The sequence below is a fragment of the Sphingomonas sp. ATCC 31555 genome, from assembly GCF_000282895.1.
GTDB lineage: Bacteria > Pseudomonadota > Alphaproteobacteria > Sphingomonadales > Sphingomonadaceae > Sphingomonas.
The window spans coordinates 349500-364869 of the sequence record NZ_ALBQ01000011.1 but is presented as its reverse complement, the minus strand read 5'-3'; the positions used below and the strand labels follow the sequence as shown (position 1 = coordinate 364869).

Sequence of the window (15370 nt, the reverse complement as noted above, 5' to 3'; positions counted from 1 at the left end):
GCCTGCTTATATAGCGACGACGTTCGAGCGCTCCACAGCGCTATTCCCTTTCGACAGGAACTGCCTTGCCCGAAGTCATCTTTCCCGGACCCGAAGGCCGCCTTGAAGGGCGGTTCGCCCCCGCGCCGCGCCCCCGCGCCCCGGTCGCCATGATCCTCCACCCGCACCCGAATGCGGGCGGCACGATGAACAATCGCATCGTCCAGGATCTCTACAAGACCTTCCAGCGCCGCGGTTTCGCTACGCTGCGCTTCAACTTCCGCGGCGTCGGCAAGAGCCAAGGCACTTTCGACAACGGCATAGGCGAGCTTTCCGATGCGGCCAGCGCGCTCGATTGGGTGCAGAGCTTCCACCCGGAAGCATCGACCACCTGGGTTGCCGGCTTCGGCTTCGGCGCTTGGATCGGCATGCAGCTGCTGATGCGCCGCCCGGAAATTCGCGGCTTCATTTCAATCGCTCCGCCGGCCAACATGTTCGACTTCACCTTCCTCGCCCCCTGCCCCAGCTCGGGCATCATTGTACAGGGTGAGCAGGACGAAGTGGTGACCCCGGGTGCCGTACAAAAGCTGGTCGACAAGCTTCGCACCCAGAAGCACATCACCATCCACCACGATACCATCCCGGGCGCGAACCATTTCTTCGAACATGAGATGGATCAGCTCATGGGATCGGTCGATCGATATCTCGATATGCGGCTCGATCCGAACTGCCCGATCCGCTGAGGATCCGTGGGCTCAGCGTGACGCGAGCGTCGCGCTGAGCCAGCGGTCCACCACCACGGTGGCCGGATAGTCCGCCTCGCCCAACCGGCGGTTTATCGCGACATGGCCGCGCAAGCCGCGGCCTTCGAACGCCTGCAACGTGACTTTGACGCCCGAGGCTTTCAGCGCGCTCGCCAGCGCCGCCGACTGGCGTTGTCCTTCGTCCCGATCGACGTGCAGGATCAGGAAGGAAGGTGCATTGGGCGCAGCCACATGTGCGATCGGGGAGAGCGCCCGTTGCCGCGCCGGATCGCTGCCGAACGCTTGGACGTAAATCGGCCGCATGACTCGCCCCGCCCCTGCCAACTGCGCTGGCACGTCGTAGCTGGCGCCATCGAGCAGGATGATGCCGCGCAACCGATCGGGCGCAAAGCCCACCTTCTGCAGATACTGCGGATCGGTGCCGACCAGCGCGGAAAGGTGCGCGCCCGCGCTGTGCCCCATCAGGATCACGCGGGTCGGATCGAAGCCGAGATCTCCCGCATGGTCGATGAGCCAATCGATCGCAGCCGCCACGTCTTCGGCCTGCTGCTCTATCAACGCCTGCGGGATCAGACGATAGTCGATTGTTGCGAAGGCGTAGCCGGCGTCGCGCAGATGGACGATCTTCGACGCGCCAGTGGCATTCTGCTTGCTGCCGCGCCGCCAGCCGCCGCCGTGCACGAATATTACCAGCGGCGGCGCTGCCGCTCCCAGACGACTGGGCGGATAGAAGTCCAGCTTCTGTGCCGGCGCTGCGCCATAGGCGTGCTCGGATGGAACCGCGCCTTGTTGTGCTGGTGCCGGCCTGGCCGCAAACAGAACGCACACCAATATCGCGAGAAGAATGCGCATCGCATAACCCCATCAACTCGGGGCGAACCTAACCGAGTATGTCGATTCAAGTCGAAGCCGAAACGGTAACAAATTGTATCCGCTATACCGTCCAGATCAACGCATTCCCTAGGATCACCGCGGCGCAGATCAGCATCAGCACACCGCGTCTTCGGTCGCCGCGCCGCAGCACTGTCATGCCACCCCAGGCGAGCGCCAGCACACCTAGCACCGCGATGCTCATCATCAGCGGGTAGAGTGCGGAGAGGCTGTTCAGGTCACCACCGCCCACAGCGTTACCCCCGTCGCCACACAGACAAAGGCGGCGGCCGCTGCCAGGCGCGGTTCGCCGCGATATGCGAGGCGCAGCGCAAACCACAGGAAATGGCCAAGCGCGAGCGTACCGACGCTGGCGGCCTGTGCGATCGCTCCGCCGATAACATTGCCCTCATCATTCCGTTTCCGCGAGCGTTCGCGCATAATCCTCCCTGTCGACATTGCCGCCGGAAACGATCACCAGCAGGCCGGGTTCAATTTGTACCTTGCCGCGCAGTAGCGCCGCCAACCCCGCCGCGCCACCAGGCTCGACGACCAGCCGCAGCTTGGCCGCAGCCCAGCGTTGCGCCGCGCGAATATCGGCCTCGCTCACCGCGACGCCGATCGCCCCACGCCGCGAGAGCACGTCGAATGTAAGCGAAGAAACTCGCTGCGTCTGCAAGGAATCGCATGCCGTTGCCGGCGGATTGTCGGCCACCGGTTCGATCCAGCCCGCTTCCAGGCTTCGGCGCATGTCGTCCCAACCTTCCGGCTCAACCGGCACTATCTCCGCCTCGGGCAGCGCAAGCGAAATGCCGGCTGACAACCCGCCGCCGCCGCAAGGCACCAGCACCCTGGCGGGAGCTTCTAGTCCTGCGTCGGCCATCTGCCGGGCGGCCTCGATTCCGGCACTGCCCTGGCCCTCAATGATCCAGGGGTCGTCGAAGCTGGGAACCAGCGTCGCGCCCCGGGCATGAGCGAGTTGCTCGGCGATCTTCTCGCGGCTCTCCGTTGAGCGGTCGTAGCGCACCACTTCCGCGCCCAGCGCCAGTGTCGCCTCCAGCTTCACGCGGGGCGCATCCGCCGGCATTACGATCACTGCGGGGATGCCCAGCCGCTTCGCCGCCCAGGCGACGCCCTGCGCATGGTTGCCTGAGGAGAAGGCGACAACCCCCTTGTCGCGCACCCGCTCGTCCAGCGCGGTCAGCCGGTGCCACGCACCGCGGATCTTGAAGGCGCCGATCGGCTGCAGGCTTTCCGCCTTGAACGCGACGGGCACGCCGCGCACGTCGTGCACCAGCAAAGGCGTTGGCGGGAGGATCGCTGCCATCTTCGCGGCGGCGTCGCGGACCCCGGCGCGGGTGGGCTGTCGCAGAATCGTCACAGGGCATCCCTCGCCGTAGAAAAACGGACCCCAGAATCACTTTACACGGGGGACCGACGCGCATATGTGCGCTCCTCCGCTGCCCCATGGGACTTCCAACCGCAAGGCAGCTTTTCGTCAATGTTTGCCTCACGGCATTTGGAGGTCCCTTGAGTTGCACAAGCATCATCGCGCGCTGGGGTTAGCGACCACCCTCGTCGGCACCACCCGCGTGGCCGATATCGCTAAGCTTCGTCCGGTCCAGCCGGTAACGCTCGTCCGCCCGCACGCAGCATCGCGTGCGGCCCGGTTCTTCGCAGAGAAGTTCCCGGGTCGTTCGATGTATGCCGTGAAGGCCAATCCCTCGCCGGATCTGATCCGGATCCTGTGGGAGAGCGGAATCACGCATTTCGACGTCGCATCGATCGCCGAGGTTCGCCTCGTCGCCGGTGTCGCGCCCGAAGCCACGCTTTGCTTCATGCACCCGGTAAAAGCCGAGGAAGCCATCGCCGAGGCGTATTTCGAGCACGGCGTTCGCGTATTCAGCCTGGACAGCATGGAAGAGCTGGACAAGATCGTCCGCGCCACCAAGGGCGCCACCGATCTCACGCTGTGCGTACGCCTCCGCGTCTCGTCGGATCACTCGAAGCTGAGCCTCGCGTCGAAGTTCGGCGTCGGCCCGGGCGAGAGCAAGGACCTGCTGATCGCGGTTCGCCAGGTCGCGGATGCCCTGGGCATCTGCTTCCATGTCGGCAGCCAGGCGATGTCGCCGGAAGCCTATGCCAATGCGATGGAGCGCGCCCGCGCCGCCATCGTCGAGGCGGGCGTCACGGTCGATGTCGTCGATGTCGGCGGCGGGTTCCCGTCCAGCTATCCCGGCATGGAGCCGCCGCCGCTCGAGCGTTATTTCGCGACGATCCACCGCGCCTTCGAAAGCCTGCCGATTTCCTATTCGGCAGAGCTGTGGGCCGAGCCGGGCCGTGCGCTGTGCGCCGAGTACAGCTCGCTGATCGTGCGCGTCGAGCGTCGTCGCGGCGACGAGCTGTACATCAACGACGGTGCCTATGGCGCGCTGTTCGATGCGGCGCATATCGGCTGGCGCTTCCCGGTCCGTCTCCTCCGCGAGCCGGATTCGAACGCCAAGGACATGGGCTTCAGCTTCTACGGCCCCACCTGCGACGACATGGATCGCATGGCGGGCCCGTTCGAGCTGCCGGCCGACATCCAGGCGGGCGACTATATCGAGATCGGCATGCTCGGCGCCTATGGTGCCGCGATGCGCACCGGCTTCAACGGCTTCCCCGCCGGCGACACGGTGATCGTCGACGACGAGCCGATGGTTTCGCTCTACACCGGCGAAGACGAAGCGGTCGAGGTTTCCTCGAACGTCGTCAAGCTGTAACGCTGCACTCGTAGCGAACGAAGATGCTCCCCTCCCGCTTGCGGGAGGGGCTGGGGGTGGGCCCCCGACATTCTCGCACCGGATCGCCGGTGGCGAGCGGGCTCCCACCCCCCGGCCCCCTCCCGCACGTGGGAGGGGGAGCAGAGATGGGTTTCCGCGTCCCCTTTGAATGACGGCGGCCATGTGAAAATGGGAGTTCCCATGACCGACAGCCTCACCAAGACCGCGGCGGCCAACGCCCCGATCAACGATACCCGCAAGTCCGAACTGCTTTCGAAGCAGGTCAAGCACATCGACATCAAGAGCTTCGACGCGCGTCCGATCGTCGATGCGATGAGCGACATGAGCTTCACCAGCCGCGACCTCGGCCGCGCGACCAAGATCTACAACGACATGCTGGCCGACAAGGACTGCACGGTCTGCCTCGTGATCGCGGGCTCGACCTCGGCGGGCGGCTGCATGGACCTTTATGCCGAGCTGGTGCGCAACAACATGGTCGACGTGATCGTCGCCACCGGCGCGACCATCGTCGACATGGATTTCTTCGAGGGCCTGGGCCACAAGCACTATCAGGCGCTCGAAATCCCCGACGACGACACGCTGCGCTCGCTCTATATCGACCGCATCTACGACACGTACATCGACGAGGAGCAGCTCCAGGACTGCGACTTCACGATCAACAAGATCGCGAACGAGCTGGAGCCGCGCGCCTATTCGAGCCGCGCCTTCATTCGCGAGATGGGCAAGTACCTCTCGGAGCACGGCAAGAAGGAAAACAGCCTGGTCAAGCTCGCCTATGAGCATGACGTGCCGATCTTCTGCCCAGCATTCGTCGACAGCTCGGCGGGCTTCGGCCTCGTCAAGCACCAGGTCGACCAGATGAAGGCGGGCAAGCCGTACCTGATGATCGACGCGGTCGCGGACTTCCGCGAGCTGACCGAGATCAAGATCCAGGCGGGCACCACCGGCCTGCTGATGATCGGCGGCGGCGTGCCGAAGAACTTCATCCAGGACACCGTCGTCTGCGCCGAAATCCTCGGCCATGAGGATGTGGAAGTGCACAAGTACGCGGTGCAGATCACCGTCGCCGACGTGCGCGACGGCGCCTGCTCGTCCTCGACGCTGCAGGAAGCCGCCAGCTGGGGCAAGGTGAACACCGGCATCGAGCAGATGGTGTTCGCGGAAGCCGGTTCGGTGATGCCGCTGCTGGCGTCCGACGCCTATCACCGCGGCCACTGGAAGGACCGCGCCAAGCGCGGCTGGGCGAAGCTGTTCGCCTGAGCCGCACGGAGCGAGCCCCGCTCGCCCTGAGACGGCCCATCCGGAAAAACGAAACGGCCGGGGAGCGATCCCCGGCCGTTTTGCTGTCAGATCCTCCCCGGCACGGGGAGGATCAAGGGGACTCACCCCGAGTGGGCCGTCGCTATCGCGGTCAGGTGGGCCAGCACCGCATCGAACTGCCCCTCGCGCTCTGCGAAACGCAGCGGCCGCACCCGCTCGACCAGGATTTCCGTCGGCGTCGGCACCTGCCCGAACAGCGCCATCACCTCATCGGCGAAGTCGTCGAGCGGCTGGTAGCCCGGCCGCTGGCTCTGCCCCGGGGTGAGTTCGGTCTGCACTGCCGGCGGCGCCAGTTCGATCACTTCCACCCGCCCGTCCAGCACCGCGCGCAGCGACACGGTGTAGCTGTGCATCGCCGCCTTGGTGGCGTTGTAGGTCGGCGTCGTCACGAGCGGCACGAAGGCCAGCCCCGAGGTGACGTTGACGATCGCCGCGTCGGGCCTCGTCGCGAGATGCTCGACCAGCGCGTCGATCAACCGGATGGGCCCGAGCAGGTTGGTCGCGATGGTCGCCTCGGCATCGGCGAGATCCCGCTTCGCGTCGAGCGCCTCGAACCGCATGATCCCGGCATTGTTGATCAGGACGTTCACGGCGGGATGCGCCGCCAGCAGCCGCTCGGCGAAATCCGCCACGCCTGCGGCGGTTTCCACGTCGAGCGTCAGCGCGTGCATGTTCGCCCGCCCCTCGCACGCCGCCTCCAGCGCCTCGCGCCGCCGCCCGGCGACGATCACGGTATTCCCCGCATCATGGAACCGGTGCGCGAGCGCCGCGCCGATGCCCGAGCCGCCGCCGGTGATCAGGATGGTGTTGCCTTGGGTCTTCATCATCGCCTCCAGTGCTGATTGCTGGCGGCGATGTACGCCGCTAGGCTCCCGACGAAAGAAGGCACCCGAAAGATTTATACGCACCCAAAAGAGAGTGACCCGATGCCCGCTGCCGCAACCACCCATGCCAACTATCCGGAGATGGACCCGCGCGTGGAAGCGCTGGTTACCGAGGTGATCGGCCGCGTCGCCGACAAATGGACGATGCTGATCCTCGAAACGCTGATCGAGCAGGGCGAGTTGCGCTTCACCCAGATCGGCAAGGCGGTGCCGGGCATCAGCCAGAAGATGCTCACCCAGACGCTGCGCCAGATGGAGCGCGACGGGCTGGTGATCCGCACCATCCATGCCATTATCCCGCCGCGGGTCGATTACAAGCTCACCGATCTGGGCGGGACGCTGGCGGAAGCATTTTGCGGCGTGTGGATCTGGGCTGCGGCCAACCTGGAGCGGATCGACGCCGCGCGCGCTGCGTTCGACAACCGGCGGGCGGACAGCGACGCCGCTCGTAGCGGCCCCGCATAGCTGTCAGGATGCTTGCTGCAGCCGAGTTACCATCCGGCGTACCGTGTCGATCTGCGGCGCGTGCCGCAGCTGGAAACCGAACCATTGGCTATAGCCCCACCAGTCCCAGCAGCCATAGGGATTTGGCAACGGCAGCGTCCGGTTCACTTGGGGATAGAGCAGGATGATGCCATTGCGATCAGCCCAGCGGTTATACCCCAGCCTGCGATAGATGATGTCGCTGCCAAGCGTGTCGGCGCTCTGCATGCAGCCATGGAACACGACGTGCACGGCGCAGTCCGCTCCCGCCTTGCGGCACGATGCGGGAATGAAGACATAGCCGGTATTCGCCATCAGCGCCTGCGCGCTGCCGTAGGGCCGCTGGTCAAAGGCCATCGGCGCGGCGGACAGCCTTACTGCGGCACGCACTTTTAGTCCGTAGATGTGGTTCAATATTTCATACGGCTGGTCGTAGGGCTTCCCCGCGATGAAACATCGAACGACATAGCTCGAACTCGTCTTTCCGCACCTTCCGCCCACACTTGCAGAGACGAAGGCGTGAGTGGCAGGCACGTCGTCGCGATAGCGCAGCGCTTGGCCTGGTACGCCGGCCATGACGTAGAAATTGAGCAGCGTTCGCACCACCGCCGGCGCCACCACGGCATCCTCGCTGCCGCTGAACAAATAGACGCGCTGGCGCGCTATATTCTCAGCCGGGTCGATCGATCCGGCACGGGAGAAAGTGGTTACGGCGGACCAGCTCGCGGGCGCGGTCCAAGCGCGCTGCATGCAGGAAGAGATCACCGAAATGGGAAAAGCGGCGCCGCAATTATATAGCCCGCCTGCGACGACGCCCACGCCCATCACTTCGCTCGACAAGGCCACAGCATATTGCACCGCCATGAAGCCGCCCGAGGACAGGCCGGAGACGGACAGCTTGGCCCGATCTGCACCCAATGTAGGTAGTTCCTGGGCGGTGACATCAGGCGCTCGGAGCAGCGCAAGCATTGGTAAACAAAGAAAAAGGGCTCGCATCTTCACCCCCCGGATTGGGACGATCCGCCAAGCGCCTTCTATGGACGGGTGCTGGACGGCCTTGCGACCAGATGAGAGCATAGCAGGTTTGCTGCGCCAGCGAAAGACGAACGAGCGCATGCTGGCGTCGCTCCAGATAGAGTACTGCCCGCGATCAACGGTTATTGCTAAGCATTCGCACATCTAGTTGCGAACGTTTCGCAAAACCTATCCTCCGGCGCCCAGCAAATCGTGCCGTCGCAGTGCGTGCCGCAGCTGATCATAGGTAAGCCCCAGCGCCTCGGCTGTCGCGCGCTGGTTGAAGCGATGCTCGGCCAGCGCTTGGGACAATAACTGCTTCTCAAACCGCGCCACGCGCGTCTTGAAATCGCCGCTCAACTCCGCCGGCTCCGACATTGTCGGTGCAGGTGCGGCAGGCACTGCCGCCTCGGCCGGTTTTTCCACCGGGCTCATCGACGACGCCATGGGCCGCGGCCGATAGGGCGAGGCGAATGGGTCGATTTCGATCCGATCGATCGGCCCACCCTGCTCCCAGCGATACACTGCGCGCTCTACGACATTGCGCAGTTCCCGGACATTGCCTGGCCAGTCATAGGAAAGCAGCGCATCGAGCGCGTTCGGTCCCCATCCGGGCCAATCCTGCCACCCCAGCTCGGAAGCCATGCGCCGCCCGTAGAATTCAGCGAGCACCTCCACATCGCCGCCACGATGCCGCAGCGGCGGCAGAGTGACGACCTCGAAACTGAGGCGATCGAGAAGATCGGCGCGGAAAGTCCCCTTTTCCACCCGGTGCGGCAGGTTCTCATTGGTAGCGCCAACGATCCGCACGTCGACGCGGATCGGGCGCGAGGATCCGATCCGTGTCACCTCGCCATATTCCACTGCGCGCAGGAGTCGCTCTTGCGCCCCCATGGAAAGAGTGCCGAGTTCGTCGAGGAACAGCGTGCCGCCGTCGGCTTCTTCGAACCGCCCGGTCCGTGCCTTCGTAGCGCCGGTGAACGCACCGGCCTCATGGCCGAACAGTTCGGCTTCGATCAGCGTTTCGGGGAGCGCTGCGCAGTTCATTGTTACTAGCGGCTGATCCCAGCGCGGGCTGAGGCGGTGGAGACGTTCTGCGACGAGTTCCTTGCCGGTCCCGCGCTCGCCGATCACCAGCACAGGGCGGTCAAGCTGCGCCGCGCGGCTTGCGCGTTCCAGCGCATCCAAAAACGCGGAAGATTCTCCGATAACTTGGGTCGTGCGGTCCATGCCCTATCATTGGTGAATTTTCCCAACTTTTGGCAAGGGGTTTTTGCCAACCGGCATATTGTATCGGTAGGAAAATGGCGCATTTTCGCGTTTTTCAGAAGTTGGCACGCCTCCTGCATTGATGGAAGCAAGCCCGATGACGGGCAGCAACTTCAACCTACCAAGGTTCAGGAACACCGATCATGACCAACCAGATCAACACCCTCCGCAACGCCTTCCTGGCGGTTTCCCTCGCCTTCCTTGCCAGCGCCGTTCTGATGGCAGGCGCGGTGGCCCCGGCGATCGCCTGAGGCGGCACACGAGGTCTCCCCGGCATCCCATCCCTCGGGATGCCGGGGCCGCCGGAAGGGCCCCCATCCCTTCCGGCGGCACCCACAAAAACACGAAGGAGCGCACATCATGGGTATCTTTTCGCGAACCCGCGACATCATCGCCGCCAACGTTACCGACCTGCTCGACAAGGCCGAGGATCCGGCGAAGATGGTCCGCATGATCATCCTCGAGATGGAAGAAACGCTGGTAGAGGTTCGCGCCAGTGCCGCCCGCACCATTGCGGACCAGAAGGAAATGCGTCGCCACATCGCCAAGTTGGAAAAGCTTCAGGAAAGCTGGACCGAAAAGGCCGAACTGGCGCTTTCCAAAGATCGCGAGGATCTCGCCAAGGCCGCTCTGGTTGAAAAACAGAAGGCCGCTGACATGTGCGACCAGCTGCAGCAGGAAATCGCTGTGCTCGACGACGCGCTGCGCGCTTCGGAAGAGGACATCAACAAGCTGCAGAACAAGCTACGCGAGGCGCGGGTGCGCCAGAACTCGATCGTCGCTCGACTGGAAAGCGCCAACAATCGCGCCAAGTTGCGCGAAATGACGAACGGCGCGAAGATGCAGGACGCCTTTTCGCGGTTCGACATCCTGGAACGCCGCGTCGACCTGGCCGAAGGTCGTGCCGATGCGATGGGTCTGGGCGGCAACCCGAAGACGCTTGAAGAGGAAATCGCCGAGCTCCGTTCGTCGGAGAAGGTCGACGCCGAACTCGAAGCGCTCAAGGCGCGGCTGAGTAAGGGAGTATAATCGGTGGAAGAGGTTCTCATTCCGGTCCTCGTCTGCGCCATCCTCTTTATCGGACTGCCCTGGCTGGTCTTCCACTATGTCACCAAGTGGAAGCAGGCCGGGACGATAACCCGGGAAGATGAGAACCTGCTCGATGACCTGTATCGTACGGCGCGTATGCTGGAAGACCGGCTAAACACGGTCGAACGGATCATCGCCGCCGACAATCCCGACTATCGCCCGCTCTCGGCGCAACGCCCCGAACAGGCTCCTTACGATCCTTCACGGAGGAACTGAGATGTCCGCTCGTACGAAATTCTACCTCGACAGACAAAACCGCAAGTTCATGGGCGTCTGCGCTGGCTTGGCCGATTATACCGGGATCGATGTCACCTGGATCCGGGTGGCCACCGTGCTGCTCACCATCGCCACCGGCTGGGTCGCCCTCGGCTACTTCGTGATCGCCTGGATCGCGAACCCCAAGCCCGTAGGCCTCTACGACACGCCGGAAGACGAACGCTTCTGGCAGGGCGTGCGGTCGAGCCCGAAGCGCTCGACTGCGGAGGTCCGCTCGAAGTTTCGCGACATCGATCGTCGGCTGGCTGACATCGAGATGTTCTACACGAGCCGCAACACCCGGCTCGCTGACGAAATAGACAGCCTGCGCTAACCGCGCCGGCAGTCAACTGGGAGGCAGACAATGAACTGGTTGAGTGGCCCCGGCTTCGTGATCGCCATCGTCGCGATCTCGACCATTGGCTGGGTCGTGAACAACTGGATCCGTGCCAAGCACGGCTATTCGATCAGCGACGATTTCGGGGCGAACATCGACAAGGCCGATCCGGATGCCGCCCGCAAGATCGCCCTGCTGGTAGCCGAGAACGAACGGCTCGCGGGCCAGATCAGCCGGCTGGAAGACCGGATCGCCGTGCTCGAGCGGATCGCCACCGAACCCGCCGAGCGCACCGCCCGCGCTATCGACGCGCTGCGCTGAGTTCAGGGAGACACACCATGATCGAACTGCAACTCGCCCCCTTCCTTCCTTGGATCATCCTGGCGGGAATTGGCCTGGGTTTTCTGGGCACGATAGGCTGGCTGTTCACCACTTGGCTGCGGATCAAGAACGGCTACCCGCTGGAAAATAGCTGGGGCAAAGCCGTCTATCCCAAGCGAGATGACGAGGCGATCGAGCGGATCAAGCTGCTCAGCCAGGAAAACGCCCAGCTGCGCGCCGAGCTCGGCTCGGTCAAGGATCGGCTGGCCAATGTCGAACGCATCGTGACCGGCGGCGCGCACCTGCTCGATCGCGAGATCGAAGCGCTCCGCACCCGCTCGAACTGAAAGGAACGCAAACCATGCTTTCCCCGATCCTGATCCCCATTCTCGGCATCAGCTGCGGCCTGGTAGCGATCATCGGCGGTGTCTTCTTCCGCCCGCTGTTCAAGCTGTGGGAGCGCCGCATGGAAATCGAAGCCCAGATGACCGCGGAAAAGGCTGCCCAATACGCCGCCCAGACGGCGCGGCTGGAACAGCGGGTCCAGGTGCTCGAGCGGATCCTCACCGACCGTGGCATGGGCCTCGCCGAAGAGATCGAGAAGCTGCGCGACGCGCCGCTGAACTGAAGAAACGTTCCCACCTTCTTCTAAGCAAGGAAATTTCGATGATTGTCATGCTCGCAGTGCTTGCCGCACTGTGCGGGGGAGCTATTGCCCTCGCTGAAAGCCGCGATCGCCCCCGCCGCCGCGCCCTGCGCGCCGCCCAGGCATCGCAAGCAGGGAATTGAGGCGCCACGTGCGCCGACTAGGGGAGTAAGGTGCAATGAACCCGTTCGAAATGGTCGTGGCCATCATCGTCGTGATCACGATCGGCAAGGTTCTCCAGGCGCGCTACGGCATGGTCAAGGGCCGGGATGGCAGGCTTGAAGGGCTTGCGAGCCGAGACCCGGCCGAGAAGTTCGAGGCCGACCGCCTACGCGACGAGATCCGCGCCCTCAAGGAGCGCGTCCAGGTGCTCGAGCGCGTCATCACCGACAATGAAAACAGCCTGCGGCTCGACCACGAGATCGAGAAGCTGCGCGACAAGAACCGGATCTAAGCCATGTTTTCGGGAGCAGGAACCATGACCAGCGACCCTCAACTCTATATCACGCTCGCCTTGTCCGGCCTGGCTGGCCTTGGGATGCTTACCGGCGCGGCGCTGTCGGGCTGGCGCAGTTGGCTGGCGCTGAAGCATCGCGAACTGGCCGAGTTGCACCGGCCGGAAGTCGCGGCGACGGCGATACCCAACGCCGCCTCGCGCATCGAACTGGCGGATCTGAAGGAACGCATCCGCAAGCTCGAAGCGATAGCCGCGGGGGTGGACCTGTGAGCGCTACCACCCAACCGATGGCCGAGCCCCGCCCCACTCCGACCCCGGAGCGGACGCCCCGTCCCCGGCTCGGCCTGCGCTTCGGCGCGACGCCCGCGAAATAGCGGCGAGGCTGGCGAATCCCGCGCGAGCCCGCTAGCGCAGTGGCCATGACCAGCCTCGCCGATCTCCAAGAAGAATACGGGTTTTTAGACGCCGACGATCGCTATCGCTTGCTGATCGAGCTCGGCAAAGGGCTCGAGGACATGCCCGTACCCCTTAAGACCGACGCGACGCTGGTGCGGGGCTGTTCGGCCTCAGTATGGGTCTATCCCACCCGGCTAGAGGATGGCCGGCTCCACTTCCTGGCGGACTCCAACGCGGCGATCACCAAGGGCATCATTGCGCTGGTGCTGCTGACGGTGCAGGACCACACCCCGGCCGAGATACAGGCGACCGACATTGAAGCCGCGCTCGCTCCATTCGACCTCAAAAATCAGCTGAGCTCAAACCGAACCCAGGGCATCCCCAACATGATCGCCCTAATTCGCGAAACCGCGGCGCGGTACGCGTAGCCGCTTTCGGGTGAGCTAAGCCATCAACGCCAGCGAATTACCTCGTCCTCCCCGCGAAGGCGGGAATCCATTGGCGCTGAAGCACGGTTCTTTTCTCCACGCAAAGGCGGATGGACTCCCGCCTTTGCAGGAATAGTGGTGGGATGTGGCGAGCGCAGTAGCTCCGACCTTAGGAAAGCCCCAATTCGCGCCCGACTTCCTCCAGATCGGCGCCCTTCTTCACGATCAGCCATTCGCGCGCCTTTGCGCCGTTCACCACTGTCACCGCGCCGCCCGGGCACAGGCCTAGGCATTTGGTCTCGACGACCCCGACCTCCGCCTTGCGGCCCTTTCCCAAACCAAACTGCTTGCGTAGCGCCTTGGTGAGCGAAGTCTTGCCCTTCAACCCGAACCCGCCGCCCAGCTTCTTTGAACACTTGCCGCACACCAGCACGGCATTGCCCCAGTTGGACGTGACCAGCTGTGTCACTGCGGTTTCCATTGGCGCCGGTCCTCAACACTTTTCAGCACGTCATAGGCCGCCTGGATCGCCTGGAAGCGCTTGGCGGCATCCGCATCGTTCGGACGTACATCGGGGTGGAATTCCTTGGCGAGCCGCCGCCAGGCGCCACGCACGGCCTCGAAAGTCGCATCGACGTCCAGTTCCAGCACTTCCAGTGCCTTCATCTCGTCGCGCGAGCGGCTGCCGTCGCCCGGGCCTGCCCAGCTGTTTGTAGCCGATTGCGCATAGCCGTTCGCCGTACGGCGCTCGTTCGCCTCGCGTTGGGCCGCCTCTTCTGCAGTCAAACCCGCGAAATAGTCCCAGTTGCGGTTGTATTCCGCGGCATGTTCCTCGCAGAAATACCATCGCTCGGGGTTATTCGGAGACTTAGGCGCCGGCCGATCTCCGGGCTTGTCGCAGCCGTCGCGATCGCACAGCCGCACGCGCGCAGCCTCGCGCTCCGAACCGTACTCGCGCCAGCGGGGAAAGCCCCAGTCCATCGATCGCGTGTGTCGCGCCATAGCCGTCCAGATAGGCGCGAGGCAGGCTAAAGGCCAGACCTTGCCGCGCCGCAGCATCGTCCAGATAAATGCCAGAGGGTCTGTAAGCCGGGTTCTGTCCACCCTCTTGCGAAGGATAGGCGACCATTCCTCTAGGCGACGGATCGCTCCGCCGCTCCAGCAACCAACCCGGACGACGCGCCGAAACGAGGCGCATGTGCCGTCCCTATTCGGTCTTGCTCCCGGTGGGGTTTACCAAGCCGCTTCCGTTACCGGTCGCGCGGTGCGCTCTTGCCGCACCCTTTCACCCTTGCCCTTACCCCGGCGAACCGGGACAGTGGGCGGTCTGCTCTCTGTGGCACTTTCCCTGGGGTCACCCCCGGCGGGCATTACCCGCCACCGTCGTTCCGTGGAGCCCGGACTTTCCTCCCCCCGCTTTCGCAAGCAGGCGGCGGCCGCCCGACCCTCTGACGTCTCCGCTCTAGCGGTTCGGCGCCAGCGCGCAAGCTGTTCAGAGGTCCTGGATTGGCGGCGTGGAAACAGCATCGTCGACCGGTGCCGCGGAACTGGTGTCGGAAGCCACCGGAGCGGCGGCCAGTTCGGACGCGGATACGGTAGGGGTCTCCCTTGCGGTGTCGTCGACGATCGCTCTGTCCGGCGTGATCGAGTCGGTCGGCCGGGGCGTTCCATCTTTCGCAGTCTTCTCGGCATCTCCGCGGGTCCGACCCGCCTTTTCCGCCTTCTCGCGCTCTGCGGCTTCGGCAGGATCCACCTTAGCGGGCGCCATGGCGGTCCCCCACGCCTGCACTTCAATGCGCCACTGAGTGCTGGTGGTGCCGCCCGCAAGCGCAGCGCGGCGATAGTCGGATGCCACGCTCACCACCTTATCGGCACCGGAAACGCGCGCTACGCGTTGCAGTTCGGCGGTCGCCTCCGCTGCGGTGGGGGCGTTGACGATCCCGACGCCAGGCCCCTTCTCGTCCCCACGTACCGTTCCCGTCATCCGCACATGGATCGGGCCGATTGCCGTCATAGGCGGGCGAATCGAAAAGCTCACCGACTGTTCCTCCGAGCAACAGTTCAGCAAACTTCGC

24 protein-coding genes and 1 other RNA gene are annotated in these 15370 nt (G+C 64.3%); 13 read left to right on the top strand and 12 right to left on the bottom strand.

Annotation, left to right across the window (positions count from 1 at the left end; translation table 11 throughout):
- Positions 1–65 precede the first annotated feature (65 nt).
- A complete protein-coding gene (locus B215_RS0106130; RefSeq protein ID WP_019368761.1) occupies positions 66–722 on the top strand; it encodes an alpha/beta hydrolase in 657 nt (218 codons plus the stop codon).
- Between the two features lie 12 nt (positions 723–734).
- On the opposite strand, the gene B215_RS0106125 is transcribed toward B215_RS0106130, so the two are convergent.
- The 4 genes from B215_RS0106125 to B215_RS0106110 form a co-directional block, all read right to left on the bottom strand.
- A complete protein-coding gene (locus B215_RS0106125; RefSeq protein ID WP_019368760.1) occupies positions 735–1595 on the bottom strand; it encodes an alpha/beta hydrolase in 861 nt (286 codons plus the stop codon).
- A gap of 82 nt (positions 1596–1677) precedes the next feature.
- Entirely contained in the window at positions 1678–1866 is a 189-nt protein-coding gene (locus tag B215_RS0106120) for a hypothetical protein (protein ID WP_019368759.1), read from the bottom strand.
- On the bottom strand, positions 1848–2054 hold the full coding sequence (locus tag B215_RS0106115; RefSeq protein WP_019368758.1) for a hypothetical protein: 207 nt from the start codon (positions 2052–2054) through the stop codon (positions 1848–1850). The genes B215_RS0106120 and B215_RS0106115 overlap by 19 nt, the downstream gene beginning before the upstream one ends.
- Positions 2026–2994: a threonine ammonia-lyase gene (locus B215_RS0106110; protein WP_019368757.1), complete on the bottom strand. Its 969-nt coding sequence runs from the start codon at positions 2992–2994 to the stop codon at positions 2026–2028. Before B215_RS0106110 ends, B215_RS0106115 begins: the two co-directional genes overlap by 29 nt.
- A 154-nt stretch (positions 2995–3148) precedes the next feature.
- Here B215_RS0106110 and B215_RS0106105 point away from each other — a divergent pair, with 154 nt between their 5' ends.
- Both B215_RS0106105 and B215_RS0106100 read left to right on the top strand, forming a co-directional pair.
- Positions 3149–4375, top strand: a complete 1227-nt coding sequence (locus tag B215_RS0106105; RefSeq protein ID WP_019368756.1) for a type III PLP-dependent enzyme — start codon at positions 3149–3151, stop codon at positions 4373–4375.
- Between the two features lie 201 nt (positions 4376–4576).
- On the top strand, positions 4577–5656 hold the full coding sequence (locus tag B215_RS0106100; RefSeq protein WP_019368755.1) for a 1,9-bis(guanidino)-5-aza-nonane synthase: 1080 nt from the start codon (positions 4577–4579) through the stop codon (positions 5654–5656).
- A gap of 122 nt (positions 5657–5778) precedes the next feature.
- Here B215_RS0106100 and B215_RS0106095 read toward each other — a convergent pair whose 3' ends face one another.
- Positions 5779–6540, bottom strand: coding sequence for an SDR family oxidoreductase (locus B215_RS0106095; protein WP_026009005.1), 762 nt, complete (start codon positions 6538–6540; stop codon positions 5779–5781).
- A 102-nt stretch (positions 6541–6642) separates the two neighbouring features.
- Between B215_RS0106095 and B215_RS0106090 the strand changes: the two genes are divergently transcribed.
- Positions 6643–7065, top strand: a complete 423-nt coding sequence (locus B215_RS0106090; protein ID WP_019368753.1) for a winged helix-turn-helix transcriptional regulator — start codon at positions 6643–6645, stop codon at positions 7063–7065.
- A 3-nt stretch (positions 7066–7068) separates the two neighbouring features.
- Here B215_RS0106090 and B215_RS0106085 read toward each other — a convergent pair whose 3' ends face one another.
- From B215_RS0106085 to B215_RS21260, 3 genes are all read right to left on the bottom strand, one after another.
- On the bottom strand, positions 7069–8052 hold the full coding sequence (locus B215_RS0106085; protein ID WP_019368752.1) for an extracellular catalytic domain type 2 short-chain-length polyhydroxyalkanoate depolymerase: 984 nt from the start codon (positions 8050–8052) through the stop codon (positions 7069–7071).
- 234 nt (positions 8053–8286) lie between these two features.
- The gene (gene pspF / locus B215_RS0106080; RefSeq protein ID WP_019368751.1) at positions 8287–9327 is read right to left on the bottom strand and encodes a phage shock protein operon transcriptional activator; all 1041 of its coding nucleotides are present in this window, start codon (positions 9325–9327) and stop codon (positions 8287–8289) included.
- 6 nt (positions 9328–9333) lie between these two features.
- Positions 9334–9504, bottom strand: a complete 171-nt coding sequence (locus tag B215_RS21260; protein WP_156804357.1) for a hypothetical protein — start codon at positions 9502–9504, stop codon at positions 9334–9336.
- 222 nt (positions 9505–9726) lie between these two features.
- Here B215_RS21260 and pspA point away from each other — a divergent pair, with 222 nt between their 5' ends.
- The 9 genes from pspA to B215_RS0106030 all read left to right on the top strand — a co-directional run bounded on the left by pspA (position 9727) and on the right by B215_RS0106030 (position 13295).
- A complete protein-coding gene (pspA, locus tag B215_RS0106070; protein ID WP_019368749.1) occupies positions 9727–10395 on the top strand; it encodes a phage shock protein PspA in 669 nt (222 codons plus the stop codon).
- A gap of 3 nt (positions 10396–10398) precedes the next feature.
- Positions 10399–10671: an envelope stress response membrane protein PspB gene (gene pspB, locus B215_RS0106065; RefSeq protein ID WP_019368748.1), complete on the top strand. Its 273-nt coding sequence runs from the start codon at positions 10399–10401 to the stop codon at positions 10669–10671.
- Between the two features lies 1 nt (position 10672).
- Entirely contained in the window at positions 10673–11044 is a 372-nt protein-coding gene (gene pspC, locus B215_RS0106060; protein WP_026009003.1) for an envelope stress response membrane protein PspC, read from the top strand.
- A 30-nt stretch (positions 11045–11074) separates the two neighbouring features.
- Positions 11075–11368 carry a hypothetical protein gene (locus B215_RS0106055; protein WP_019368746.1) on the top strand — a complete coding sequence of 98 codons (294 nt, stop codon included), beginning with the start codon at positions 11075–11077 and terminating at the stop codon, positions 11366–11368.
- Positions 11369–11385: 17 nt separating this feature from the next.
- Positions 11386–11715, top strand: a complete 330-nt coding sequence (locus B215_RS0106050; RefSeq protein ID WP_019368745.1) for a hypothetical protein — start codon at positions 11386–11388, stop codon at positions 11713–11715.
- Between the two features lie 14 nt (positions 11716–11729).
- Complete coding sequence (locus tag B215_RS0106045) at positions 11730–11996, top strand: hypothetical protein (protein ID WP_019368744.1); 267 nt, start codon at positions 11730–11732, stop codon at positions 11994–11996.
- 196 nt (positions 11997–12192) lie between these two features.
- Positions 12193–12468, top strand: coding sequence for a hypothetical protein (locus B215_RS0106040; protein ID WP_019368743.1), 276 nt, complete (start codon positions 12193–12195; stop codon positions 12466–12468).
- A 24-nt stretch (positions 12469–12492) separates the two neighbouring features.
- Complete coding sequence (locus B215_RS0106035) at positions 12493–12741, top strand: hypothetical protein (RefSeq protein WP_019368742.1); 249 nt, start codon at positions 12493–12495, stop codon at positions 12739–12741.
- Between the two features lie 149 nt (positions 12742–12890).
- A complete protein-coding gene (locus B215_RS0106030) occupies positions 12891–13295 on the top strand; it encodes a SufE family protein (protein WP_019368741.1) in 405 nt (134 codons plus the stop codon).
- Positions 13296–13464: 169 nt separating this feature from the next.
- Here B215_RS0106030 and B215_RS0106025 read toward each other — a convergent pair whose 3' ends face one another.
- The 4 genes from B215_RS0106025 to B215_RS21510 all read right to left on the bottom strand — a co-directional run bounded on the left by B215_RS0106025 (position 13465) and on the right by B215_RS21510 (position 15333).
- On the bottom strand, positions 13465–13776 hold the full coding sequence (locus tag B215_RS0106025) for a hypothetical protein (RefSeq protein ID WP_019368740.1): 312 nt from the start codon (positions 13774–13776) through the stop codon (positions 13465–13467).
- Complete coding sequence (locus B215_RS0106020) at positions 13761–14297, bottom strand: J domain-containing protein (protein WP_019368739.1); 537 nt, start codon at positions 14295–14297, stop codon at positions 13761–13763. Before B215_RS0106020 ends, B215_RS0106025 begins: the two co-directional genes overlap by 16 nt.
- 67 nt (positions 14298–14364) lie before the next feature.
- Positions 14365–14747: RNase P RNA component class A (gene rnpB, locus B215_RS20555), an RNA gene on the bottom strand.
- A gap of 40 nt (positions 14748–14787) precedes the next feature.
- Complete coding sequence (locus B215_RS21510) at positions 14788–15333, bottom strand: hypothetical protein (RefSeq protein ID WP_192813033.1); 546 nt, start codon at positions 15331–15333, stop codon at positions 14788–14790.
- Positions 15334–15370 lie beyond the last annotated feature (37 nt).

Bases quoted from the DNA above. Each gene is read 5' to 3' on its own strand.
- B215_RS0106125 (WP_019368760.1), bottom strand. From the start codon at position 1,595: ATGCGCATTCTTCTCGCGATATTGGTGTGCGTTCTGTTTGCGGCCAGG.
- B215_RS0106115 (WP_019368758.1), bottom strand. From the start codon at position 2,054: ATGCGCGAACGCTCGCGGAAACGGAATGATGAGGGCAATGTTATCGGC.
- B215_RS0106100 (WP_019368755.1), top strand. From the start codon at position 4,577: ATGACCGACAGCCTCACCAAGACCGCGGCGGCCAACGCCCCGATCAAC.
- B215_RS0106095 (WP_026009005.1), bottom strand. From the start codon at position 6,540: ATGAAGACCCAAGGCAACACCATCCTGATCACCGGCGGCGGCTCGGGC.
- B215_RS0106090 (WP_019368753.1), top strand. From the start codon at position 6,643: ATGCCCGCTGCCGCAACCACCCATGCCAACTATCCGGAGATGGACCCG.
- B215_RS0106085 (WP_019368752.1), bottom strand. From the start codon at position 8,052: ATGCTTGCGCTGCTCCGAGCGCCTGATGTCACCGCCCAGGAACTACCT.
- pspF (WP_019368751.1), bottom strand. From the start codon at position 9,327: ATGGACCGCACGACCCAAGTTATCGGAGAATCTTCCGCGTTTTTGGAT.
- pspA (WP_019368749.1), top strand. From the start codon at position 9,727: ATGGGTATCTTTTCGCGAACCCGCGACATCATCGCCGCCAACGTTACC.
- pspC (WP_026009003.1), top strand. From the start codon at position 10,673: ATGTCCGCTCGTACGAAATTCTACCTCGACAGACAAAACCGCAAGTTC.
- B215_RS0106055 (WP_019368746.1), top strand. From the start codon at position 11,075: ATGAACTGGTTGAGTGGCCCCGGCTTCGTGATCGCCATCGTCGCGATC.
- B215_RS0106050 (WP_019368745.1), top strand. From the start codon at position 11,386: ATGATCGAACTGCAACTCGCCCCCTTCCTTCCTTGGATCATCCTGGCG.
- B215_RS0106045 (WP_019368744.1), top strand. From the start codon at position 11,730: ATGCTTTCCCCGATCCTGATCCCCATTCTCGGCATCAGCTGCGGCCTG.
- B215_RS0106040 (WP_019368743.1), top strand. From the start codon at position 12,193: ATGAACCCGTTCGAAATGGTCGTGGCCATCATCGTCGTGATCACGATC.
- B215_RS0106035 (WP_019368742.1), top strand. From the start codon at position 12,493: ATGACCAGCGACCCTCAACTCTATATCACGCTCGCCTTGTCCGGCCTG.
- B215_RS0106030 (WP_019368741.1), top strand. From the start codon at position 12,891: ATGACCAGCCTCGCCGATCTCCAAGAAGAATACGGGTTTTTAGACGCC.
- B215_RS0106025 (WP_019368740.1), bottom strand. From the start codon at position 13,776: ATGGAAACCGCAGTGACACAGCTGGTCACGTCCAACTGGGGCAATGCC.
- B215_RS0106020 (WP_019368739.1), bottom strand. From the start codon at position 14,297: ATGGCGCGACACACGCGATCGATGGACTGGGGCTTTCCCCGCTGGCGC.